This window comes from Amycolatopsis kentuckyensis (genome assembly GCF_002155975.1).
GTDB classification, from domain to species: domain Bacteria; phylum Actinomycetota; class Actinomycetes; order Mycobacteriales; family Pseudonocardiaceae; genus Amycolatopsis; species Amycolatopsis kentuckyensis.
In genome coordinates this window covers 1-21,311 of record NZ_MUMI01000273.1, presented here as the reverse complement: position 1 = coordinate 21,311, position 21,311 = coordinate 1, and the positions used below count along the sequence as shown (strand labels likewise).

The 21,311-nt window shown below is 71.7% G+C and carries 22 protein-coding genes, 1 tRNA gene and 1 pseudogene; 12 read left to right on the top strand and 12 right to left on the bottom strand.

The window, feature by feature from the left end; genetic code table 11:
• Positions 1 to 298, top strand: a pseudogene (locus tag CCN39_RS26080) (amidohydrolase); the annotation flags it as partial.
• 52 nt (positions 299 to 350) lie between these two features.
• On the opposite strand, the gene ypfJ reads toward CCN39_RS26080, so the two are convergent.
• On the bottom strand, positions 351 to 1,277 hold the full coding sequence (ypfJ, locus tag CCN39_RS26075; RefSeq protein ID WP_086846251.1) for a KPN_02809 family neutral zinc metallopeptidase: 927 nt from the start codon (positions 1,275 to 1,277) through the stop codon (positions 351 to 353).
• Positions 1,278 to 1,786: 509 nt separating this feature from the next.
• Between ypfJ and CCN39_RS26070 the strand changes: the two genes are divergently transcribed.
• A complete protein-coding gene (locus CCN39_RS26070; RefSeq protein ID WP_208630376.1) occupies positions 1,787 to 2,260 on the top strand; it encodes a MarR family winged helix-turn-helix transcriptional regulator in 474 nt (157 codons plus the stop codon).
• 33 nt (positions 2,261 to 2,293) lie between these two features.
• Here CCN39_RS26070 and CCN39_RS26065 read toward each other — a convergent pair.
• Positions 2,294 to 2,380, bottom strand: a tRNA-Ser gene (locus CCN39_RS26065).
• A 64-nt stretch (positions 2,381 to 2,444) separates the two neighbouring features.
• Between CCN39_RS26065 and CCN39_RS26060 the strand changes: the two genes are divergently transcribed.
• Positions 2,445 to 2,915: a hypothetical protein gene (locus CCN39_RS26060; RefSeq protein WP_143264142.1), complete on the top strand. Its 471-nt coding sequence runs from the start codon at positions 2,445 to 2,447 to the stop codon at positions 2,913 to 2,915.
• On the opposite strand, the gene CCN39_RS26055 is transcribed toward CCN39_RS26060, so the two are convergent.
• A complete protein-coding gene (locus tag CCN39_RS26055; protein WP_167455179.1) occupies positions 2,896 to 3,735 on the bottom strand; it encodes a patatin-like phospholipase family protein in 840 nt (279 codons plus the stop codon). The two genes, CCN39_RS26060 and CCN39_RS26055, sit on opposite strands and share 20 nt — an antisense overlap.
• Positions 3,736 to 3,809: 74 nt before the next feature.
• On the opposite strand from CCN39_RS26055, the gene CCN39_RS26050 reads away from it, so the two are divergent.
• Positions 3,810 to 4,244, top strand: a complete 435-nt coding sequence (locus CCN39_RS26050; RefSeq protein WP_086846245.1) for a VOC family protein — start codon at positions 3,810 to 3,812, stop codon at positions 4,242 to 4,244.
• A 1-nt stretch (position 4,245) separates the two neighbouring features.
• Here CCN39_RS26050 and CCN39_RS26045 read toward each other — a convergent pair whose 3' ends face one another.
• Positions 4,246 to 4,527 carry a DUF2277 domain-containing protein gene (locus CCN39_RS26045; protein ID WP_086846243.1) on the bottom strand — a complete coding sequence of 94 codons (282 nt, stop codon included), beginning with the start codon at positions 4,525 to 4,527 and terminating at the stop codon, positions 4,246 to 4,248.
• A 101-nt stretch (positions 4,528 to 4,628) separates the two neighbouring features.
• Between CCN39_RS26045 and CCN39_RS26040 the strand changes: the two genes are divergently transcribed.
• Complete coding sequence (locus tag CCN39_RS26040) at positions 4,629 to 5,570, top strand: Ldh family oxidoreductase (RefSeq protein ID WP_244211008.1); 942 nt, start codon at positions 4,629 to 4,631, stop codon at positions 5,568 to 5,570.
• On the opposite strand, the gene CCN39_RS26035 is transcribed toward CCN39_RS26040, so the two are convergent.
• Both CCN39_RS26035 and CCN39_RS26030 read right to left on the bottom strand, forming a co-directional pair.
• Positions 5,567 to 5,791, bottom strand: coding sequence for an RNA-binding S4 domain-containing protein (locus CCN39_RS26035; RefSeq protein ID WP_013222201.1), 225 nt, complete (start codon positions 5,789 to 5,791; stop codon positions 5,567 to 5,569). The two genes, CCN39_RS26040 and CCN39_RS26035, sit on opposite strands and share 4 nt — an antisense overlap.
• Positions 5,792 to 5,809: 18 nt before the next feature.
• Positions 5,810 to 6,610 carry a trypsin-like serine peptidase gene (locus tag CCN39_RS26030; RefSeq protein WP_086846239.1) on the bottom strand — a complete coding sequence of 267 codons (801 nt, stop codon included), beginning with the start codon at positions 6,608 to 6,610 and terminating at the stop codon, positions 5,810 to 5,812.
• A 132-nt stretch (positions 6,611 to 6,742) separates the two neighbouring features.
• On the opposite strand from CCN39_RS26030, the gene CCN39_RS26025 reads away from it, so the two are divergent.
• The gene (locus tag CCN39_RS26025; protein WP_086846236.1) at positions 6,743 to 7,552 is read left to right on the top strand and encodes an SDR family NAD(P)-dependent oxidoreductase; all 810 of its coding nucleotides are present in this window, start codon (positions 6,743 to 6,745) and stop codon (positions 7,550 to 7,552) included.
• Positions 7,553 to 7,724: 172 nt separating this feature from the next.
• On the top strand, positions 7,725 to 8,294 hold the full coding sequence (locus tag CCN39_RS26020) for a hypothetical protein (RefSeq protein WP_244211007.1): 570 nt from the start codon (positions 7,725 to 7,727) through the stop codon (positions 8,292 to 8,294).
• A 1-nt stretch (position 8,295) separates the two neighbouring features.
• Here the strand turns inward: CCN39_RS26020 and CCN39_RS26015 are convergent, their stop codons facing one another.
• Together CCN39_RS26015 and CCN39_RS26010 are read right to left on the bottom strand one after the other, a co-directional pair.
• Complete coding sequence (locus CCN39_RS26015; RefSeq protein WP_086846232.1) at positions 8,296 to 8,955, bottom strand: response regulator; 660 nt, start codon at positions 8,953 to 8,955, stop codon at positions 8,296 to 8,298.
• Complete coding sequence (locus CCN39_RS26010) at positions 8,952 to 10,529, bottom strand: sensor histidine kinase (protein ID WP_086846255.1); 1,578 nt, start codon at positions 10,527 to 10,529, stop codon at positions 8,952 to 8,954. Before CCN39_RS26010 ends, CCN39_RS26015 begins: the two co-directional genes overlap by 4 nt.
• Before the next feature lie 192 nt (positions 10,530 to 10,721).
• Between CCN39_RS26010 and CCN39_RS26005 the strand changes: the two genes are divergently transcribed.
• The 4 genes from CCN39_RS26005 (at position 10,722) to CCN39_RS25990 (ending at position 14,399) form a co-directional block, all read left to right on the top strand.
• Entirely contained in the window at positions 10,722 to 11,528 is an 807-nt protein-coding gene (locus tag CCN39_RS26005) for an ABC transporter ATP-binding protein (protein WP_086846230.1), read from the top strand.
• Complete coding sequence (locus CCN39_RS26000) at positions 11,518 to 12,408, top strand: ABC transporter permease (protein ID WP_086846229.1); 891 nt, start codon at positions 11,518 to 11,520, stop codon at positions 12,406 to 12,408. Before CCN39_RS26005 ends, CCN39_RS26000 begins: the two co-directional genes overlap by 11 nt.
• A gap of 1 nt (position 12,409) precedes the next feature.
• Positions 12,410 to 13,465, top strand: coding sequence for an ABC transporter substrate-binding protein (locus tag CCN39_RS25995; RefSeq protein WP_208630374.1), 1,056 nt, complete (start codon positions 12,410 to 12,412; stop codon positions 13,463 to 13,465).
• Between the two features lie 226 nt (positions 13,466 to 13,691).
• Entirely contained in the window at positions 13,692 to 14,399 is a 708-nt protein-coding gene (locus CCN39_RS25990) for a G1 family glutamic endopeptidase (RefSeq protein WP_086846225.1), read from the top strand.
• 1 nt (position 14,400) lies between these two features.
• On the opposite strand, the gene CCN39_RS25985 is transcribed toward CCN39_RS25990, so the two are convergent.
• Positions 14,401 to 15,009: a DUF1345 domain-containing protein gene (locus tag CCN39_RS25985; protein WP_086846223.1), complete on the bottom strand. Its 609-nt coding sequence runs from the start codon at positions 15,007 to 15,009 to the stop codon at positions 14,401 to 14,403.
• A 91-nt stretch (positions 15,010 to 15,100) separates the two neighbouring features.
• On the bottom strand, positions 15,101 to 18,010 hold the full coding sequence (locus CCN39_RS25980; protein WP_086846221.1) for an ATP-binding protein: 2,910 nt from the start codon (positions 18,008 to 18,010) through the stop codon (positions 15,101 to 15,103).
• A gap of 447 nt (positions 18,011 to 18,457) precedes the next feature.
• Here CCN39_RS25980 and CCN39_RS25975 point away from each other — a divergent pair, with 447 nt between their 5' ends.
• Entirely contained in the window at positions 18,458 to 19,561 is a 1,104-nt protein-coding gene (locus CCN39_RS25975) for a S1 family peptidase (RefSeq protein WP_086846219.1), read from the top strand.
• A 97-nt stretch (positions 19,562 to 19,658) separates the two neighbouring features.
• Here the strand turns inward: CCN39_RS25975 and CCN39_RS25970 are convergent, their stop codons facing one another.
• A complete protein-coding gene (locus tag CCN39_RS25970) occupies positions 19,659 to 20,063 on the bottom strand; it encodes an SsgA family sporulation/cell division regulator (protein WP_086846218.1) in 405 nt (134 codons plus the stop codon).
• A 154-nt stretch (positions 20,064 to 20,217) separates the two neighbouring features.
• Positions 20,218 to 21,311 (bottom strand): MFS transporter (locus CCN39_RS25965; RefSeq protein WP_143264141.1); only part of this gene is annotated, 1,094 nt, incomplete at its 5' end.

Below are 21,311 nucleotides of genomic sequence, written 5' to 3'. Positions count from 1 at the left end.
CGAGGTGCTGAAGACCCCGGCGCAGGCGGCGAAGTGGGGCGGCACGGCCGGCATCGCGTTCGACCCGTGCTACCACCAGGCCTGCGACAACCTGGGCAACATCGACCGCGTCGCGCTGGACCGCAACGCGGACGGCGTCGCCTGGGCCCTCGGCGTCTACGCGACGAGCACCGAGAGCATCAACGGCGTCCAGCCGGGCAAGGCGAAGGCGGCCAAGCAGAAGGCCGCCGAGCGCAAGGCGCAGCGGAACTTCTCCGCCCGCGCCGCGGCCGGTGACCCGCACGCACTGACCGCCTGACGAAAGACCGAAGGGGCCGTCCCGGGAGCGGGGCGGCCCCTTCGTCGTTCTCCTAGCCCAGGTTGTTCGTGCCGAAGGTGTCGCAGCGGGCGGGTTCGCCGGTCTGGAAGCCGGTGGTGAACCACTTCTTGCGCTGCGCGGACGTGCCGTGGGTGAACTTCGAGCGGTCCACCTGGCCGCCGCCGAGGTTCTCCTGGATGTAGTCGTCGCCGATGCGGGACGCGGTGTCCAGCGCCGAGTTGATGTCGTCCTGGGTGACGTCGGTGATGAGCGGCTTGCCGCTCTCGGTCGGCGTCGTCGAGGCGTGGTTGGCCCAGACCCCGGCGTAGCAGTCGGCCTGCAGCTCCAGGCGCACCGAACCGGACGTCGGGCCGGTGCCGGTGCCCTTGCGGGACGTGCCGAGCAGGTTCTGCACGTGGTGGCCGTACTCGTGGGCGAGCACGTACGCCTCGGTGAAGAGCCCGCCCTGCGCGCCGAAGCGGGTCTTCAGCTCGTCGAAGAAGGACAAGTCGATGTAGACGTCGGAGTCGGCCGGGCAGTAGAACGGGCCGGTGTCGGAGGTCGCGCTGCCGCAGCCGGTGCGCACGCCGCCGTTGAAGAACTTCGTCGGCGCCTTCTGGTACGTCGAGCCGGAGCGCGCGAACTGCTGCGTCCAGTAGTCCTGGACGGAGTTGACGATCGCGACGATGGCGCAGTCGTGGTTCTTGTTGGCGTCCGCGCCGGTCTTGCACTCGCTCGCGAGCTTCGTGTTGTCGACCTGCTGGCCGGACCCGACGCTGCCGAGCCCGCCGCTCAGGCCGCTGCCGCCCGTCGGTACCCCGCCCAGCTGGGACAGCACGAAGTAGATGATCAGCCCGACGACCCCGAGTCCACCGCCGCCGAGCGCCACGCGGCCGCCGATCCCGCCGCCGCCTCCACCGCTTCCGCGCAGGTCCTGGACTTCGGAGGCGTCCAGACCGGCGTCGTCGTCGAATCTCACCTTGGGATCGTAACGAGCCTGGGTGCGGCCGTCGCGTTGACGGGCGCACCCAGGCTTGTACCGAGGTATGTCTTCTGGTCGAGCGGTTGGCCGCTTCCGGGGCCGGCGTTCAGGCGCTGTCGTCACGGCTGCCGAGGCCGTGACCGGAACCAGGCCCGACCGACGCCGTATGCGTGATACGCATGGAAGCCCGCTCTCGGCTGTTCACAGTCACGACCGACCCGGTAGGTGTCCGTTCCGGTCGTGGGAACGCAGCTGGCGGTCAACCGCGAGAATCACCCGCCACACAACCACCTGACCTCTCCTGGCGGGGTGCCGGGCCGACGCGCCGCCGTCGCCGCGCCGCATACCCTGATCAACCATCCGCCGACAAGCAGAATGCGCCTTTCCCGGCCGAGTCTCAACCTTTTCGTAACCCCACCTTCGGGCGATGTTGCGACGGGGTTTTCACCGGCCGACGGATCGGCGTCGGAGCGCGCGATCCGTTGATCAGCGTTCTACGCTGCCTTATGACCGAGGAGCGTGCTGTGCGGTGGTTGAACGATGCCGAGATGGCGGCGTGGCGCTCCTACATCGTGGCGACCCTCCTGCTGCGGCAGCGCCTGCACCGGGAGCTGGCCGAACGGCACGACGTGTCGCTGACCGACTACGAGGTGCTCGTCTGCCTGCAGTCCCAGCCCGACCACCGGATGCGGATGTCCGAGCTGGCGATGTACATGGGGTCGACGAAGAGCAAGCTTTCGCACCAGGTGGCCAAGCTGGAGGAGGCGGGCCTGGTCCGGCGCGCGCGTGACCCGGAGGACAAGCGCGGCGTGATCACGGAGGCGACCGGCGAGGGCCTGGCGCTGCTGGAGAAGGCGGCGCCGACGCACGTGGACGGGGTGCGCCAGCACCTCATCGACCTGCTGAGCCCCGAGGAGCAGGCGACGATCGCCGCAGCGTTCGAGCGGGTGCAGGCGCACCTGCTGGAGCCGGAAAGCTGAACCCGGGCGCAGCGCGCGCCCGGGTTCTCAGTGCGGTAGCGGTGGGATTCGAACCCACGGAGAGGTTGCCCCCTCGCATGTTTTCAAGACATGTTCCTTCGGCCGCTCGGACACGCTACCCAGCAACACGAGGGTAGCCGACGGCCCGGGGCAACCCCGGTCGCGCCTCTGACGTGCTCACGGCATGAGGACGCGATGGGATCCCGACGGGCCCGGCTGGCCGGCGGCCGCTCCAGGTCCGCCGGCGACGGCGTTCTCGATGGCGTGCCTGGCGATCGTGCTGGTGTCCTTCGGTGGCCTGGTCTTCCTCGCCGCCACGCTCCGGGACCGGGCCGGTTCGGTCGTCGCTCCGGCGACCGTGGAACGGGTGGTGGCCCCGGACCGGGTCGTCGCGCGCGTCGACGGCCGGCTCGTGGACGTGCGGACGCCTGCGACCTACGACCGCCACACCCACGTCCGCACCGGTCCCGGCTACGTCCGGGGCACCCGCATCGAGGTGCGCTACCGGCCCGGCGAGGCCGAGCCGGCGACCGACACCGCGCGGGAAGTCCGGCTGCCGGGCCCCTGGGCCTTCGCCCTCGCGGGCGGCGGGCTGCTGCTCGGCACCGCCGGCCTGCTGGTGCCGGCCCGGCCGCTCAGGTCCAGGCCAGCGTGAGGGCCGCGCCCTGGGCGCGACCCGCTTCCGCGGCCGGCGTGCGGGTGGCCGGGTCCAGCGGGTTCTCGCCGACCGCCGCCTTCGATGCCTCGTCCGGCGTGATCAGCGTGACCTCCGCGCCCGCCGCGCGCAGGTCCGCCAGCACCTCCGGCAGCGGCTTCTCCATCGGCAGCGGGGCGTCCGGCCCCAGTGGCGAAACCACGGTCACGCGCTGGAAGCCGGCCGCGTAGTCGGCGTTCTCGGCCGAGCGGACGCCGCCGTCGACGTAGCGGCGGCCGTCGATGGTCACCGCCGGCCAGACGCCGGGGACCGCGCAGCTCGCCGCCACCGCGTCGACCAGGGAGACGCCGGACTCGCGGTCGAAGCGGCGGGGCTCGCCGGTCTCCGCGTCCACCCCGACGATCACCAGGCGCCGCGCCGGCCACTCGTGCACCGGCAGCCGCGCGGAAATCACCGCGCGGCGATCCGCTTCGGACACCGTTTCGGCCGCCAAGGCCAGCTTCCCGACCGCCCGCCGCACCTCGGCCGGGTCGGTCGCGCCGGTGACCGCGCCGCCGAAGTCGGCGGCGAACTTCTCGAAGTCGATGTCGGCCGGGATCTCCGGCGTCTGGTGCGCCGGATCGGCCTGGCGCGCGTACAGCTCGGCCAGCGGACGGCCGCTCGCCACCTGCGCGGCCACGACCGACCCCGCCGACGTGCCGACGAGCAGGTCCGCCCCCGTCAGGTCCTGGCCGTGCTCGGCCAAACCCGCCAGCAACCCGGTCATCCACGCTATCCCGGCGACCCCGCCGCCACCCAGAACCAATGCTTGTCCGCCCATGCGGCCAGCCTAGCGACGGGGTCCGACAATTCCCGGCGACCGGCGTTACCCTCCCCACGGCGAGAGGGGCGGCGATGACCGCGAAGATCGAAGGCTTCCACCACGTCAAGTTCCCCGTGCGCGACCTGGCGCGCAGCCGGGAGTGGTACGAGCGCGTGCTCGGGCTCGAAGTCACCCACGAATTCCCCGACGGCGACGGGGTCGTCCGCGGGGTGGCCGGCAGCGTCGACGGCGTGCCGGTGGCGTTGCGCGAGCAGGAGACGGCCGCCGCGGGGCTGGCCGGGTTCGACCCGGTCTGCTTCTCGATCGCCGACCGCGCGGCCGCCGAGGCGTGGATCGCCCGGCTGGACGAGCTCGGCGTCGAGCACCCGCCGCTGTTCGAAGCCACCACCGGCTGGATGGTCCGGTTCACCGACCCCGACGGCATCGAAATCCGGCTCTACAGCCTCGCCGAGGACGACGGCGTCGACCACACCGGCGAGGCCGGTTACGCCCAGCGCGTGCGCTGACTCACGGCTGGCGCAGGGCCTTCGCGGCGATCCGCGCCTGCACCTCGGGCCGGCGCAACGGCGGCACGGTCGCCGGCGGCTGGCGGCGCTCGGGCAGCTGCGCCAGCAGCCGGGCGGTGATCTCGGTGATTTCGGCGACCGCCGCTTCGAACGGCTCGCGAGTGGCGTCCGACAGCGACTGCACGCCGGTGACCTTGCGGACGTACTGGCGGGCCGCGGCCTCGATCTCCTCGCCCGTCGCGGCCGGCTGCAGCCCCCGCAGGGTGGTGATGTTTCGGCACATGCCGCCCAGGGTACGTCGCTCCGGACCCGTCGATCACACGGTCGGGTAGGCCGGGGCCGTCGTCGTTGACGCCCGAACCGGCGCTGGGCAAGGTCGGGGAAGTGCCCCTCAGACCGCGCCCGTTCCGCTCCGCCCGCCCCGAACCCGGCATCCTCGAAGAAGAACTCCCGGAAACCCCGATCCCGGAACAGGCCTGGCCCCGCGTGCGGGCCGACGAACTGGTCACCCTCGTGGCACACGTGTTCGCCGCGCACGGTCTCCCCGAACCGCGGGCCCGGATCGCCGCCGAAGCGCTTTGCCACGGCGATCTCACCGGCTCGCCGGAGACCGGGGTCGCCGACCTGACCCGCGTCCACCTGCCACTGCTGAAGAACGGGCTCGTCGTGCCGCACGCCGAGCCGCTGATGATCGCCGACCGCGGCGCCGCCGCGCTGATCGACTACCGCCGCGCGCCCGGGCTCTGGGCCGTCGGCGACGCCATGGACCGGGCGGTGACGCGGGCCGGCCGCTTCGGCGTCGGGCTGGTTTCGCTGCGCGGCATCGGGCCGTTCGGCCGGGCCGGCCACCACGCCGCGCGCGCCCTGCCGCACGCCATGATCGGGCTGGTGCTGGCCGCGGGCGGCGAGCCGGGCCAGCCGATGAACCCGCTCGGCATGGCGGCGCCCGGCGGCGCGTACCCCGAGTTCGTCTTCGACATGGACCGCCCCGGCTCGGAAGCGGCCGGGCTGACGCTGCTGGTCGAGGTGCTCGCCGGAGTGCTCTCCGGCGTCGCCGACCACGAGCACGACACCGGCCTGCTCGTGCTGGCGATCGCGCCGACGACGCTGCGCAGTGCCGACGGCTTCTACCGCGCGGCGAGCGCGCTGTTCGGCAGCATGCTCGGCTGGGACGGCGGCGCGCCGATCCGCTACCCGGGCTGGCGCGAGGCCCAGCACCTCGAACAGTGCCGGGCGCTGGGCGTGCCGCTGGCCGGGCCGGTGCGCCGCGAACTCGACGCGCTCGCCCGGTCGCTCGGCCTGCCCCCGCTGACCAGCGTCGGCTAGCGGACCAGGATCACCTTGCCGCGGTCGGGACCCACCGCCACGACGTCGCCGTCGGTCAGCTGGCGGCCGCGGCGGGTCTCGACCTCGCCGTTGACCGTGACCTCTTCGGCGTCGATCAGGTCCTTGGCGTGGGAGCCGTCCTCGGCGAGGCCGGCCAGCTTGAGGAACTGGCCGAGCCGGATCGGCTCTCCGGTGATGGGTACGTCGACGGGCTCGCTCATGCCCCGCATCATGCCGGGTCAGGCCCGGGCGGTCGTCTGCCGGTAGAGCGCCAGGACGTCGGTGTCGAAGTAGCTCGAGTACGACGTGTCGGCGTCGTCGCCGCCGAACTCGAAGCCGCCGATGACGCCGATGACCGTGCCGAGCCGGGTTTCCGGGTTCTGGCCGGTGACCCACGGCCCGCCGCTCGTGCCGGTCGGGAAGCCGACGCAGTCCACCCGCAGCTGGAAGGTGTCCTGCTTGCTGGTGGTGTTCTGGCAGACCGCGGGGACCTCGGAGTCGTCCGGGTAGCCGGTGAGCGTGATGGGCTGCTCGAACGCCGTGCCGGTGGCCAGCAGGTTCGCGCCGACCAGGCTCTCCAGGGACTTCGTGGTGCCCGCCTGGTGCGCGGTGGCGAAGCCGACGTCGAGGTCCGGGTCCGACGACGCCGTCCAGCCCGGCGCGACGAGCTCGTCCGACACCGTCCAGTAGCCGAACGGGGCGACCCCGTCGTGGTAGCCGGGCGCGAAGGTGACGCCGCTGAGGTAGCCGCCGCCCTCGCCGTTGTGGATGCAGTGGGCCGCGGTCAGCAGCACGTCCCCGCGCTCGCTGTGCACGACGCTGGCCGTGCAGTAGTGCGTCCCCTCGGCGAACAACGCTCCGACCGCGGGGCTCGACACCGCGGGCAGGGTGGCCGCCGGCGTCGCCTCGACCGTGGCGATTTCCGGGGTCGTCGCGTCCGCGAGCTGCGCCGGCCGGGCGGCGACGACCACGACGAAGGTGACGCCGAGCAGCACGATCGCGGCGAGGGTGAGCAGGACGGCAGGCCGCCGCATGATCATCGCCTCCCTCGTCCCGGTGCCGCCGACGAGACCACCATAGGGCGACGCACCGACACAATCAGCACACCCACAGCAAGCTCACAGCCGCTAACATTCCCTACTCGGGAGTAGCACCGGACGGTCGGAGGGCCGATGAAGCAGTTCGCGGACAAGGTCGTGGTGATCACCGGAGCGGGCTCGGGCATCGGCCGCGCGCTCGCGTGCGAGTTCGCCCGCCGCGGGGCCCGCGTGGCGCTCTCCGACGTCGTCACGGCGAACGCCGAGGAGACGGCGAAGCTCGCCGGCGACAACGCCCGGGCGTACACCGTGGACGTCGCCGACCGCAGTGCCGTGCTCGCGCACGCCGAAGACGTCGCCGACGAGTTCGGTGCGGTCAACGTCGTGGTGAACAACGCGGGCGTGGCGCTCGGCGCGACCGTCGAGGAAATGACGTTCGAGGACTACGACTGGCTGATGGGCATCAACCTCGGCGGTGTCGTGAACGGCACGAAGGCGTTCCTGCCGCACCTGATCGCGTCCGGCGACGGCCACGTCGTCAACATTTCCAGCGTGTTCGGCTTCGTCGGCGTGCCGACGCAGAGCGCCTACAACGCGGCGAAGTTCGCGGTTCGCGGGTTCACCGAAGCGCTGCGCGAAGAAATGCTGATCGCGCGGCACCCGGTCGCGGTGAGCTGCGTGCACCCCGGCGGGATCAAGACCAACATCGTGCGCAACTCCCGCAGCGCGGCCGACGACCAGGAGAAGGCCGCGCAGGGCTTCGAGCGGATCGCCCGCACGACACCGGAGAAGGCGGCGCAGACGATCCTGCGCGGGATCGAACGGAAGTCGGCGCGGATCCTCATCGGACCGGACGCCTACGTCATCGACGCCATTCCGCGCGTGCTCGGCTCGGCTTATCAGCGGCCCCTGGCGGCGCTCGCGCGGCTCGGGCTCAAGTCGTAGCAAAAAGCCGAATCCGTTTCACGCCGCTCTGTCACTCAATGGAGTTGCGTTTCGGACAGCACCGTCCGAAATGGTCCAGAATGCGTGGGGTCCGCCACCCCCGTCCCGGAGGTCCCCGATGCTTCGCACCGCACCGCGCAGTGCGACCCGTTCGTCCAGCGATCGCGCCGCGGTGGAGCTGCTGGATCGCACCGGCATCGTCGCGGCGAGCCTGCCCCGGCGCCGCCGGACCGACGACGAGGTGGCCCGGGCGGAGGTCCCCATCTACACCCGGCCGCCGGTGTGCGACCAGGACCTGCGTCCCAAGTCCGTGGTGATCCGGCGGCGGGCCCGGATCTGGCTCGGCGGCGGGGCCGCGGTGCTGCTCGTCGCGGCCGGCTGGCTCGGTGGCGGCCTGTTCACCGGCGGCCTGTTCGCCCCGGCGCCGGAACGGGATGTCGCCCAGCTCGACGCGCGCCCGGCGGTGGCCGCGGCACCCGCGCCGGAGCCGCAGCCGGTTCCGCAGGCGCCGGTCGTCGTCACGCCCGCGCCGAAGACCGTGTACGTGCCGGTGCCCGCGAAGCCGGCGCCGAAGCAGGTCCAGGCGCAGGCCAAACCGCAGCCGAAGAAGCCGGTGCCGGACGAGGAGGCCGAGGCGCGGGTCGACCTGCCGCCGTCGGCCACCCCGCAGCCGACCACCAACCCGATCCAGGCCTGGGTCGAGGTCGCCGAGAGCATGGCGCAGCGCTACGGCGGCCGTTGAGTCAGGCTTCCGACCAGCGGTATTCGTGCTCGGGGCGGCCCGTCGCGCCGTAGCGCAGCCGCATCTGGACCGTCCCCGACTCCGCCAGCGCGGTGAGGTACCGCTGCGCGGTCGCCCTCGCCATGCCCAGCTCGCCCGCGACCTCCGCGGCCGACAGCGGACGCCCGGCGCGTCGCAGCTGCTCCGAGACGAGCCGGGACGTCGCCGTCGACTGGCCCTTCGGCGCGGTGGTGCGGTCCTGGTCGTGCAGGACGCGGTACGCGCGGTCGACGTCGTCCTGGGCCAGCGCCCGGTCTTCGGCGAGCAGGCCCCGGAACCGCGCGTACGACGTCAGCCGTTCCGCGAGCTGGCGAGTGGTGAACGGTTTGATCAGGTAGTTCAGCGCGCCCGCCCGGATCGCCGCCGCCACCGAGGCGCTGTCGGTCGCCGCGGACAGCACGATCGTGTCGGTCTGCAGCTCCGGGAGCACCGCGAGGCCGGACTCGTCGGGCAGGTAGACGTCGAGCAGGATCAGGTCCGGCGCGAGCTCCCGGACGCGGGCGCGCGCCTCGGCCGCGGTGTGCGCGGTGCCGACCACCGCGAAGCCCTCGACCTCCTCGACGAACCCGGCGTGCACGCCGGCCACCCGGAAGTCGTCGTCGACGATCAGCGTGCGGATCATCCGTCCTCCGTCAGCATTCCGGGCAGTTTGGCGACGAACAGGGCACCCGTCTCGCCTTCGCCGGGGTCGGCCAGCCAGACGTCGCCGCCGCGGGCGCGGGCGGCCTGCCGGGCGAGCGCGAGGCCGAGGCCGTGCCCGGGCGCGATCTTCGTCGAGACGCCTTCGTCGAACAACGTCCGCCGCAGGTCCGCGGGGACACCCGGCCCACTGTCCACAACGGACACGTGCAGGGTGCCGCCCTCGGCGAGCAGGCTGATTTCCACCGTCGCGGGCCGCCGCGGGCCCATCCGGGCGGCGTGCAGGGCGTTGTCGACGAGGTTGCCGATCACGGTGTTCGCGGCGATCGGGTCGGTCACCGTCGTGGGCACCCAGGTGTCTTCGGCGAGCTTGAGCGTGAGGCCCTTTTCCTGCGCCTGCTCGGTTTTCGCGACGAGCAGCGCCTGCAGGTACGGGTCGGCGACGGCGTCGCCCAGCTCGCTCGGCCGCGCGGACGACGAGTCCGTCAGCGTCTGCAGGTACTCGACGGCCTCGGTGTGGTGGCCGAGCTGGAGCAGCCCGTAGAGCGTGTGCAGCCGGTTGGCGAACTCGTGCCGCTGCGCGCGCAGGCCGTCGGAGAGGGCGCGGATGCCGTCGAGTTCGCGGGTGAGCGTGTCGAGGTCGGTGCGGTCGCGGAAGGTGAGCACGGTGCCGATCGGGCGGTCGTCCAGGCGCACCGCCCGCGAGTTGATCACGAGCACGCGGTTGCCGGCGACCGCGAGGAGGTTGTCGACCGGGCGCCCCTCGCCGACGGCCTTGTGCAGGCGCGGGCTGAGTTCGAGTTCCGACATCGCCGCGCCGATCGGGAGCTCGGTGCCGAGCAGGCGTTCGGCTTCGTCGTTGCGGACCGAGACGCGGTTGTGCTCGTCGACGGCGAGCACGCCTTCGCCGATCCCGTGCAGCACGGCTTCGCGTTCGTAGAGCAGTTCGGTGAGCTCGTGCGGCTCGAGGCCGTGCGTGACGCGCCGCAGCCGCCGGTTCAGCAGCGCCGACGCGCCCGCGCCGAGCAGCAGCGCACCGCCCGCGAACAGCAGCGTGATGGTCAGCAGGCGGTTGAAGTCGCCCGTCGGATCGCCGACCTCGAACCCGACGCTGACCTCGCCGACCACGCGTTTTCCCTGCCAGATCGGGGTCTTGCTGCGGACGGACAGCCCGAGCGTGCCGCTCTGCACCGCGCTGACTTCGTCCTGTCCGGCGAGGGCCACGTCGGGGGAGGTGCTCACCTTCTGGCCGATCAGGCTCTCCGTCGGATGGGCGAGCCGGATGCCCTTGTCGTCGGTGATCACGACGAAGAGGGCCTCGTTGGCCTTCGTGACGGCCAAGACCCGCTCTTCGAGGGGACCGCCGGGGAGCTTCGCGGCCGCGTTGGCGACGACGACCGGGTCCGCGGCGACGGACTTCGCGATGGCCAGCGCCCGGCGGCCGTACTGGTCGGTGAGGGTGCGGGAGAGCAGCACGCTGACCAGGGCGACACCGATGCCCACGACCAAGGCGACCACGCCGATCTGCAGCAGCAGCACCTGCCTGCTGAACCGCATCCGCGGGAAGAGCGCCCACTTTGGCATGGCGGGGACCATACCCCCAGGTCACGGCAGTGCGCTAAATGAGCAAAACATTCAGAACGCACAGCTCGCGCGGAGAACGTCGACAAGCTTCACCTGGGCGCCACACGTACTTAACGTCCCTTCCCAACGTGAGCCCCACCACGTGACGAAGGAGTCACCTCCACCATGGTTCCCCCACTGATCGAACTCACCGGAGCCACCAAAAGGTTCCCGAGCGGGTCCGGTTCCGTGCACACGGCCGTCCGCGATCTGACCATGACCGTCCAGCCCGGCGAGTTCGTCGCCGTCGTCGGCCCCACCGGCTGCGGCAAGTCGACGACGCTCTCGCTGGTCTCCGGCCTGCAGCCGCCGTCCGCCGGCCGGGTGCGGGTGAACGGCGAGGACGTGAAGTCCATTCCGGACGGGGTCGGCTACATGTTCCAGACCGACGCCGTGATGCCGTGGCGCTCGGTGCTGGAGAACGTCGCGTCCGGGCCGCGGTTCCGCGGGGTGCCGAAGGACCAGGCCCGCGCGCAGGCCGTCGACTGGATCGCCCGCGTCGGGCTCGCCGGGTTCGAGAAGTACTACCCGCACCAGCTCTCCGGCGGCATGCGCAAGCGCGTCGCGCTGGCCCAGACGCTCGTCACCAAGCCGAAGATCCTGCTGATGGACGAGCCGTTCTCGGCGCTGGACGTCCAGACGCGGGCGCTGATGCAGGACGAGCTGCTGCGGCTGTGGTCCGGTTCGGGGGCCGCGGTGATCTTCGTGACGCACGACCTCGACGAGGCCATCGCGCTGGCGGACAAGGTCGTCGTGCTGACGACCGGGCCGGCCACCGTGAAGGACGTCTTCGAAATCCCGCTGGAACGGCCGCGGAAGGTGGAGGAGCTGCGGCTGACCGAGGAGTTCCGCAAGCTCTACGCCGACATCTGGGAATCACTGCGCAGCGAGGTCGACAAGGCCCGTGAGAAGGGAGCGAGCAATGTCGCTTGAGACCCCCGCGGCGCCGTCCGCCGCTCCCTTGCCGGTCCTCGAGACCGAGCAGGACATCCTCGCCCGCGCGAAGCAGGCCACCGCGCGCCGCAAGCGCAACATCTGGCTGCTGCGCCTGGCGATCGTCGTCGTCTGGCTGGGCAGCTGGGAGCTGACCGCCACGTACTGGATCGACCCGTTCTTCTACTCGAAGCCGTCGAAGATCTGGGAACGGCTGGTCGAGTGGTTCAGCGCCGGCACGGACTTCGGCTCGATCTGGTACCAGATCCTGGTGACCGTCGAGGAAGCCGCCATCGGCTTCGTCATCGGCGCCATCTTCGGTGTCGTGTTCGGCGTGATCCTCGGCCGCAGCAGCTACCTCGCGCAGGTGCTGGCGCCGTTCATCAAGGCCGCCAACGCCCTGCCGCGCATCGTGCTCGCCGCGCTGTTCGTCATCTGGTTCGGGCTCGGGCTGTCGTCGAAGGTCGCGACCGTCGTCGTGCTCGTGTTCTTCGCGGTGTTCTTCAACGCCTTCACCGGTGCCCGCGAGGTCGACCGCAACCTGATCGACAACGCCCGCATCCTCGGCGCGACACGCGGCCAGGTGCTGAAGTCGATCGTGCTGCCCAGCGCGACGTCCTGGATCCTGTCGTCGCTGCACGTGGCGTTCGGCTTCGCGCTGATCGGCGCGGTGGTCGGCGAGTACACCGGCGCGAAGGCCGGCATGGGCTTCCTGATCGCCAACGCGCAGGGCACGTTCGACACCGCGGGCGTGTACGCCGGCATGCTGATCATCACCGTCGTCGCGCTGCTGGCCGAGTGGGGGATCAGCACGCTGGAAGGCAGGCTGCTGCGGTGGCGGCCGCCGTCCGCCTCCGAAGCCGCGATCAAGGCGGTCTGACATGCGTCTCAAGAGGACAGTCGGGGTGGTGGCCGCGGTGGCCGTCGCCGCGGCCGGGCTCACCGCCTGCCGCGACTCGCGGGAGATCTCGCTCGGCACCACCGGGCAGCCGCACATCAAGATCATGGTCGGCGGCCTGTCGAAGGTGATCTACCTGCCCGGGCAGCTGGCCCAGCAGATCGGCGCCTACAAGAAGCAGGGCCTGGACGTCGAGCTCTTCGACCAGCCGTCCGGCGCGAACGCCGAGACGTCGCTGCTGGCCGGCGAGGTGCAGGCGGTCGTCGGGTTCTACGACCACACGATCGACCTGCAGGCCAAGGAACAGTGCATCGAGAGCGTCGTGCAGTTCGCGAACGTGCCGGGCGAGGCCGAGATGGTCGCGACCGCCAAGGCCGGCGAGGTCCGGTCGGGCGCGGACTTCAAGGGCCGCAACCTCGGCGTCACGTCGCTGGGTTCGTCGACGGACTTCCTGACCAAGGCGCTGGCCCTGCGCGGCGGCGTCACGTCGAAGGAGTACACGCCGGTGAAGGTCGGCGCCGGGCAGACGTTCATCTCGGCGATGAACCAGGGCTCGATCGACGCCGGCATGACGACCGACCCGACAATCGCGCAGCTGACGAACACGGGCCAGGCGAAGGTGCTCTACGACATGCGCACGGTCGAAGGCACGAAAGCCGCTTTGGGCGGGTTGTACCCCGCGAGCTCGCTCTACATGGGCTGCGAAATCGTCAAGCGTTATCCGGACATCGTGCAGAAACTGGCCAATGCGTACGTCGAGACACTGAAGTGGATTTCTTCGCACACACCGGACCAGGTCGCCGCGATGATGCCGCCGTCGTTCGCCGGCGGGGACAAGGCCCTGTACGTGAAGTCGCTGCGGGACAGCCTGCCGATGTTCACCAAGGACGGCCGGATGGACCCGGCCGGCGCGCAGAACGTGCTCAAGGTGCTCGGCGAGTCGTCCAGCAACGTGAAGCCCAAGAAGGACAAAATCGACCTGTCGAAGACGTACACGACCCAGTTCGTGGACGCCGCGCACGCGCAGGCCGCGCAGTAGGAGCCCCGCTCACCTGACCGGGCGGTAGGTGAGCGACATGGACCCGTGAAGGCCTCTTTTCCCCCGCGGAGGCCTTCACGGGTCTTTTCCGGTCGAATTCCGGCAAATGGTGAGTATTTCCCGGAATATGAATACCCTTCGAAAGTAGCTACCTTCTCGCGAGTGCGGATCCAACACTGGGCACACGGGTTTTCCCGCCGTCCCCACGGTGAACGGAGTCTTCCGCATGTCCGGATTCGTTTCTTCGCGTCCTGTCCGCGTCCTCACGGTGGCCGCCGCCGCGGCGGCTTCGCTGGCCGTCTCGGGTACCGCCCACGCGGCCGTCTTCGGCGCCCACTTCCACGGTCACGAATTCTCGGGTGGCAACTGGGGCGGTTACGTCAGCTTCGGCAGCTTCACCACGGCCACCGCGAGCTGGACGGAACCGGCCGTGACCTGCACGTCCACCGACGACCTGTTCGCGCCGTGGGTCGGCATCGACGGCGACGGATCGTCCACTGTGGAACAGACCGGCGTGGCCACCGACTGCTCCAGCGGCCGCCCGGTCTACCAGGCCTGGTACGAAATGTACCCGGCCGCACCGGTGTACTACTCGAACTCGGTCAGCGCCGGCGACCACATCACCGCCACGGTGACGCGGACCGCGACGAACACCTACCGGCTCGACATCAGCGACACGACCAAGGGCTGGTCGAAGACGATCACCAAGTCCCTGACCTCGAAGCACGCGTCGGCGGAGGCGATCATCGAGTCCCCGACCGACTCGTACCCGTCGATCTCCGGCGGCATCAAGTTCACCGGCGTCAAGTTCAACGGCACCAACCTGGCCTCGACCAGCCCGTCCGGCCTGGACGCCGACGACAAGGGCAGCTACACCTGGAGCCCGAGCGCCGTCGGCTCCGACGGCCAGAGCTTCACGATGACCCGCCACTGAGTCACTTGAGGTTGTTGATCGCCCAGGCGACGACCATCACCGCGAGCACCAGCGACACGACGGCCTGCAGCATCATCGTCATCTTCGCCCAGATCCGCAGGGGCATGACGTCGGTGGGGCTGAAGGCCGCCGCGTTGGTGAACGAGAAGTACAGGTAGTCCAGGTAGGACGGTTCCCAGTCCTGGTGCGCCAGGCCCGGGTCGGCCATCTGCGGGAACTGCAGGTCGGGGTACTCGGCCCGGCCCGCGGCCCGCCGGCCCGGGCCGCCGCGGTCGAACTCCCAGTACCAGAGGGAGAAGGCGACGACGTTCGTCCAGTAGACGATCCCGCCGGTGACCAGCACGGCTCCGGCGCGGTCGCCGGTCGTCCCGGTCGCGATGCCGTAGACCAGGCTCGCCGCGGACCAGGCGTTCACCACGGTGACGAGGCCGACGATGAGCAGCGAGATGGTCCGCTCGACGGCGCTGAACTGCGACATCCGCCCGGGGTTGACCAGCAGCAGGGCCACGACGAGCAGCACGGAGACGCCGGGCAGCAGCCACCACGGGTGCAGCGCCATGTCATCGGGCAGGACGACCTGCAGCACGAGGGTGGCGACGACGACGCCCATCGCGGGCCACCGGGTCTCGCCGGAAGTCCGCCGCCGCCAGGCGGGAAGTGCCTCTTCTGTCACGCGCTCAAGGTAGGACGGCGGCGGCCGGCTAGCCAGCCGGCGCGGTCGTCACTTCGCCCGGGAGCTTGCGGGCCACGTCCGTGCGTGAGCGGGCTCCGAGTTTTCGCAGGACCTTCGCCACGTGCTGTTCCACCGTCCGCGGCGAGAGGAACAGGCCGTCCGCGATCTCGCGGTTCGTCCGCCCCTCGGCGAGCATCCGCGCCACTTCACGTTCTCGCGGCGACAGCTCGCTCCCGTACCCCCGCCGTCCGCGCTGTGACGGCGCCCAGGCGCCGTGCTCGCGCAGCTGGTGACGGCAGCGGCCGGCGTCCCGGGTCGCGCCGAGCTGCTCGTACGCCTCGGCCGCCGAGGTCAACTCGTCGACGGCCGACCGGTTGCCCGCCGCCAGGCGGCACATCGACGCCCGCTCGCGCATGGCCGTCGCCGGGTAGGGCATCGGCAGGGCCGCGTAGCCGGAGGCGGCTTCGTCGAACAACGTGGCCGCGGCCAGGTGCTTTCCCCGCGCCTCGAGCAGCACCGCGCGGCCCGCCACCAGCGCGGCCGTGGCCACCGGCGCGTCACGGCCCTCGATGCCGCGCGCGAACGCCTCGACCACGTTGTCGGCCTCCGGCCAGCGCTCGGCCCTCGCGTACGCCTGCGCCGCGGCCGGGACCAGCGCCGCCGCCCAGATCCAGACGCCCTTGCGCCCGGCCGCGGCCACCGCGGTGTCGGCCGCCGCGCAGGCGCCGTCGACGTCGTCGGTGGCCAGCAGTACGGAGATCAGCACCCCAGCGGCTGACAGCACCACCGGGATCGGGCCGCGGTCCGGTGCGTGCACGCTCGCCGCGGTCAGGTGCCGTTGCGCGGCGGCGAACTCGCCGCGCACCGCCGCGAGCCCGCCGAGCACCAGCGAAGACTCCATGACGATCGGGCCGAGCTCCGGATAGCTGTCCCGCAGCTGCTCGGCGGCCTCGGCGAGGCCGGTCCAGCGCCCGCGCACCCAGTCCAGCCGGACGCGGGTGCCCTGGATCAGGCCGATCGCGTACAACGCGCCGGCGTCGGTCGCGCGCCGGACGCCCTCGGTCACCAGCCGTTCGGCGCGGTCGAGGTGCCCGGCCCAGGACTGCCCGTCGGCGAGGTTGCACCACAGCCGGGCCAGCTGGACGCGCTCGGCGACCGTGCCGACGGTGTCCGAGAGGGCCTCGAACTCCAGCCAGGCCGAGCCGTCGCCGACGTGGGAGGCGGCGGCGATGCGGTCGGCGGTCAGCGCGAGCCGCAGCTCGGGGTCGTCGAGCCGGTCGTACACCTCGCCCGCGCGGGCGCGCCAGGTTTCGTGCCACGACAACGGCGTCAGCCCGTCGATCGGCTGGGCGAGCAGGGTGATCCCGCGGGCGGCGAGGTCCGGCCGGTCGGTCAGCTCGCCGACCGCGCGCTCGACTTCCAGCCGGCCGCGGCCGAGCCCGCCGATGGTCCGGACCAGCAGCATGCCGAGGCTCAGCCGGATCGACCCGCGGACCGACGGCGGCAGCGTCACCTCTTCGAGGACGCGCTGCAGCGTGCCGAGCACCTCGGGGCGGAACCCCCGCAGCGCGACCTGGCTCAGCTTGCCCGCCACCCGTCCGGTGTCGGCCTGCGACGGCCCGGGTTCGGCGAGCACGGACTGCAGGAGGTCGATCGCACGGGACGTCTCGCCGCGGGTGATGGCCTCGTCGGCGGCCGCTTCCGCGTAGTGCCGCCACTGGTCGACGCGGCCGGCGGCGCGCGAGTGCCGGGCCAGCAGCGTGAGCGGCGGGGACGGCTGGGCCGCGAGCACGCGGATCGCCTGTGCGTGCAGCAAAGCGCGTTCGGGTCCGCTCACCGTGTCGTAGACCGCCTTGCGCGCCAACGGGTGCCGGAAGCCGTACCGGCCGTCGCCGACTTCGCCGAGCACCCCGCCGGAGAGCGTGTCGAGCAGCGCGGTGCGGAGGGTGTCGCCGGAGAGCCCGGCCAGTTCGCCGAGGACGCCGGCTTCGGCACCGACGCCGAGCACCGCGGCCGCGCCGGCCAGCCGCACCGCCGGCTCCGGCAGCTTGGCGAGCCGTTCGGTGACGGCTTCGCGCAGCAGGACCGGCACTTCGAGGTTTTCGAGCAGGCGGTCGGAGAGGGCCTCGCCGACCGGGAGCCGGTCGGCCGCTTCCTTCAACGCCCGCAGGGTTTCCTCGGCGACGAACGGGATCCCGGCCGTGCACTCGTGCAGCTTCGCCGCGAAGTCGTCGGTCACCCGGGGCAGTTCGAGGATGTCGACGGCCAGCGCGCGCACGGCCGCGACGTCGAGCGCGCCGAGCGCGACGCGGGCGGAATGGACCGCCGGGTCGGTCCGGAACGGTGCCCCGAGCGGGCCGGGGCGGACGTCGGTGGCCGATCGGTAGGCGGCGACCACCGCCAGCTCGGGCGGCATCGTGCCGGCCAGGAACCGCATGAGGTCGCGGGTGTCCTCGTCGGCCCACTGGAGGTCGTCGATCAGCACGAGCGTGGGGCCGCAGGCTCGGAGGAGTTCCCGGACCGCGCGGAACACGCGGTGGCGTTCGGCGACCGGGTCGGCGAGGGGGTCGGGCCGGGGAGGAAGCGCTTCCGCGAGCTCCGGCAGCAACGGCCGTAGCACGCCGGCGACCGGGCTGAGCGGCCCGAGCGGGGCGTCGCCGACCGCGCGAAGCGCTTCCAGGACGGGCCCGTAGGGAAACGGTTGCCGCAGCGGCTGGCAGGCGCCGGTGAGCACGCGGCCGCCGTCGAACTCCTTGCGCCGCCCGATCTCCGCGAGCAGCCGGGTGCGGCCCATGCCCGGTTCGCCCTCGATGAGGACGGCGGCCGGGCGCCTCCGGAGGACGGTGACGATGGCGTCGAGCTCGGTGTCGCGGCCGGTCAGCCGGGCGGGTCCGGACCGGATGGACACCGAGGTGGGGCGGGGGGTGGCCAGCCACATATGACCCTCCTCGACGCGCACCGAGACCAGTGCGCGGAGCCTAAGCAGCGTCGATCCGTCCGTAAACCTTTAACCGAATACGTGGTGGGTGCTGTTGTCACGCGTCTGCCTACCCGCTGTCACCGGTTTGCTGCGGGAACCGAGGGGATCGGCTCACCCTGCGTACGAAACCCCGGCCGATCGCACGTTCGAACGTCGCTTAACGCGTTCGTGTACTCCGAGTGACTACTGAAAGTAGTTCACGGAAACCCTACTTACGGACCTGTCCGACTGGGTGACACCGGGCGCCTGGGCCCGGCTGGAGCAGGGGATTCGTCCTCGGTGAATGCGTATACCCATTCGCCGGGCGCCCGGATTGCACCGTAACGCCCACTGCGGGGACGCTCACCCGGGGGAGTACCACTGCGTGGCCGGTGCGGAGCCGCGCGTAACCACCTAGGGAGAAGCATGAAGATCGCGAGACTTCTCGGTGCCGCTGCCACCGCGGTGATGGCGACGGGCGCGCTGGCCGCGACCGCCGTCCCCGCGTCGGGCCAGGACCTGCTGAACCCCGACATGGTGCCCGCCATGCAGCGGGACCTCGGCCTGACCCACGACCAGGCGCTCGCGCGGCTGAAGACCGAGGACGTGGCGAACCGGGTCACCGAATCGCTCACCGCGGCCCTCGGCGACGCGTTCGGCGGCGCCACCTACAACGCCGTCACCGGCAAGGCGCACGTCACCACGACGAACGCCGCGCTGGCCGGCAAGATCCGCGAAGCCGGTGCGGAAGCGGAAGTCGTGCGGTTCAGCTCCCGCCAGCTCAATTCCACTGTGGACAAGCTGAACGCCGCCGGCCAGGCCGCGCCGGCCGCGATCACCGGCTGGGGCGTCGACGACGCCACCAACCACGTCACCCTGGACGTGCTGCAGGGCCAGCGCGCCGCCGCGGCCGCGTTCCTCGTCAAGTCCGGTGTGGACTCCTCCGCGGTGACGATCCGCGAGACGGCGTCGAAGCCGACCACCTACGCCAACATCCGCGGTGGCGACGCCTACTACATCGGCGGGTCGTCGCGCTGCTCGGTCGGGTTCTCGACGACCACCGGCTTCGTCACCGCCGGCCACTGCGCCGCGCTCACCGGCGCCGGCCGGCTGACCGGCTCCAACGGCGCCGCGCTCGGTTCGTGGGGCACCTACCGGTTCCCGGGCGCCGACTACGCGCGGGTGAACACGAGCAGCGGCTGGACCCCGGTCGCCTCGATGAACAACGGGACCGCGGTGCGCGGCCAGTCGAACGCCGCGACCGGCACCTCGGTCTGCAAGGCCGGCTCGACCACCGGCTGGACCTGCGGCACCATCGGCGCCAAGAACCAGACCGTCCGCTACTCCGAGGGCACGGTCACCGGCATGACCGCGACCAACGTCCGCTCGGCCGCGGGTGACTCGGGCGGCGGCTTCATCGCCGGCAACAACGCGCAGGGCATCCTGTCCGGCGGCAACACGTCCGTGACGTACTTCTACCCGATCGGCGCCGCCCTCTCGGGCACCGGCGCCACGCTCAAGACCAGCTGAGTTCCGCGGGAGACAGCGAAAGGGCGGGTTTCGGGCGCCTCCAGCGCGCCCGAAACCCGCCCTTCGTTCCTCGCCGCGGGAATGGGAGGTTCTGCGGTCAGACGTTGCTGATCTCCTCGATCAGCCCGTCGACGTCGAAGTGCGCGCTCTCTTCGCCGAGCGGCACCAGTTCGATGGACGCGTCCAGGAAGGTCCGGACGTCTTCGACCTCGAGCTCGAACGACGCATAGCCGTCCGGTGACTCGATTTCCAGGGTGAGAAAGTCTTCGTCCTCGGAGAGGTCCGGGCGGATCCGGACGTCGCCGAGGCCGGCCGGCTCGTCGAGCCCGGCCACGAGGAGGTCACGCGCGAAGGTCCACTCGATCCACCGGCCGCGCTCGGTCCGGAAGGCCACGGTCACCGCGAAGGGTTCGTGGGCGTGGTAGGACAGGCGCGACAGGACGGGCGTGGTGCTCTCGTTCAGCAGCACGAACTGGCTCTGGTGTACGGCGTCGGTGTGCACGGCCCCTCCTGGAGTCTCGCGGTGGTTCGCGCGGCGCGAACTGTTCGGCAAGGAGATGACCAGGGGGAACGGTCATGACGGAGAAAGTCTCACGTTCACTTGATCGGTTGCATCCGTCCATTGTGGTGTAACACCCGGCACATACCCCTTGCGCTCAGGCGGCCACGGGTGGTGACGGTTCGCGCAGGGCAGCCGGCAGTTTCTTCCGCAGCACGAGCAGCGCGGGGACGGCAGCTGCGCAGGTCAGGGCCAGGATCGACCAGGTCACCGCGTTGCCGGCGCTGAGCAGGGCGGCCAGCAGGCCCGGCGCGAGCGCGAGGGGCAGGCCCCAGGAGAGCTGGAAGATCGAACTGGCCCGCCCTTCGGCCCCCGGCGGAGCGGCCGCGGCGGCCGCGGCGGTGGCGGTCGGGCCGAAGAGGGCCTCGGCGACCGAGAAGCCGAGACTGGTGAGCAGGATCAGCACGGTGGCCACCGGCAGCGGGACGGCCGTCAGCGGGATCAGGAGCGCGAAGCAGGTCGCGAAGAGGACGGCGGCCCCGATGAGCCCGGCGGTCCGGCTCCGCCCGGCGAGCAGCCCGACGATCGGCCGCTGCGCGGTGACGACGACCACGGTCCCCACGGTGATCGCGGTCCCGGCGATCCACTGTGGACCGTGCAACAGGTCCCGGACGACGAGCGGCAGCACCGAGAACTTGCTGGCGCTGGCGAGGGTGAACGCCATGTGGGTGACGCAGAACCCGGTGAAGGCCCGATCGCCCAGCACGGCCCGCCAGCTCCCGGACCGCGCGGCGGCAGGGCCGTCCGCCGTGGCCCGCGGCAGGAGCCGGATCAGCACCGCCGCCGCCCCGAAGCTCGCCGCGTTCACGTAGGCGAGCAGGTGGAAGGCCCACGGGCTGGTGATCGTCGGCAGCACCGCCATCGCCGCCGCGCCGAGGCCCGCCCCCGCGAACCGGCCGACCGTCTGCGTGGCCAGCACGCGGTCGGTGTCGCTGCCGGAGGTGAGCCGGGCCACCATCGGCGCGTTGCAGGTCCAGAACAGCCGATCGCCGAAACCCGCCACCGCCGACACGACGACCACCTGCCAGCTCGTGTACGCCAGCGGGTAGGCCGCGAAGGCGGCGAGCCGCACGAGGTTGCCCGCGATGAGCAGCGCGCGCGGCCCGAAGCGGTCCATCGCCGCCCCGGTGGCGGGGCCGGTGACCAGGGCCAGCAGGGCGCCGGTGGTCAGCGACGCGCCCGCGTCGACCA

Excerpts from the sequence above, each read along its gene's own strand:
- CCN39_RS26070 (WP_208630376.1), top strand. The coding sequence starts at position 1,787 with ATGACCGAGGAGCGTGCTGTGCGGTGGTTGAACGATGCCGAGATGGCG.
- CCN39_RS26060 (WP_143264142.1), top strand. The coding sequence starts at position 2,445 with ATGAGGACGCGATGGGATCCCGACGGGCCCGGCTGGCCGGCGGCCGCT.
- CCN39_RS26055 (WP_167455179.1), bottom strand. The coding sequence starts at position 3,735 with ATGGGCGGACAAGCATTGGTTCTGGGTGGCGGCGGGGTCGCCGGGATA.
- CCN39_RS26050 (WP_086846245.1), top strand. The coding sequence starts at position 3,810 with ATGACCGCGAAGATCGAAGGCTTCCACCACGTCAAGTTCCCCGTGCGC.
- CCN39_RS26045 (WP_086846243.1), bottom strand. The coding sequence starts at position 4,527 with ATGTGCCGAAACATCACCACCCTGCGGGGGCTGCAGCCGGCCGCGACG.
- CCN39_RS26035 (WP_013222201.1), bottom strand. The coding sequence starts at position 5,791 with ATGAGCGAGCCCGTCGACGTACCCATCACCGGAGAGCCGATCCGGCTC.
- CCN39_RS26030 (WP_086846239.1), bottom strand. The coding sequence starts at position 6,610 with ATGATCATGCGGCGGCCTGCCGTCCTGCTCACCCTCGCCGCGATCGTG.
- CCN39_RS26025 (WP_086846236.1), top strand. The coding sequence starts at position 6,743 with ATGAAGCAGTTCGCGGACAAGGTCGTGGTGATCACCGGAGCGGGCTCG.
- CCN39_RS26015 (WP_086846232.1), bottom strand. The coding sequence starts at position 8,955 with ATGATCCGCACGCTGATCGTCGACGACGACTTCCGGGTGGCCGGCGTG.
- CCN39_RS26010 (WP_086846255.1), bottom strand. The coding sequence starts at position 10,529 with ATGCGGTTCAGCAGGCAGGTGCTGCTGCTGCAGATCGGCGTGGTCGCC.
- CCN39_RS26005 (WP_086846230.1), top strand. The coding sequence starts at position 10,722 with ATGGTTCCCCCACTGATCGAACTCACCGGAGCCACCAAAAGGTTCCCG.
- CCN39_RS26000 (WP_086846229.1), top strand. The coding sequence starts at position 11,518 with ATGTCGCTTGAGACCCCCGCGGCGCCGTCCGCCGCTCCCTTGCCGGTC.
- CCN39_RS25995 (WP_208630374.1), top strand. The coding sequence starts at position 12,410 with ATGCGTCTCAAGAGGACAGTCGGGGTGGTGGCCGCGGTGGCCGTCGCC.
- CCN39_RS25990 (WP_086846225.1), top strand. The coding sequence starts at position 13,692 with ATGTCCGGATTCGTTTCTTCGCGTCCTGTCCGCGTCCTCACGGTGGCC.
- CCN39_RS25985 (WP_086846223.1), bottom strand. The coding sequence starts at position 15,009 with ATGGGCGTCGTCGTCGCCACCCTCGTGCTGCAGGTCGTCCTGCCCGAT.
- CCN39_RS25980 (WP_086846221.1), bottom strand. The coding sequence starts at position 18,010 with ATGTGGCTGGCCACCCCCCGCCCCACCTCGGTGTCCATCCGGTCCGGA.
- CCN39_RS25975 (WP_086846219.1), top strand. The coding sequence starts at position 18,458 with ATGAAGATCGCGAGACTTCTCGGTGCCGCTGCCACCGCGGTGATGGCG.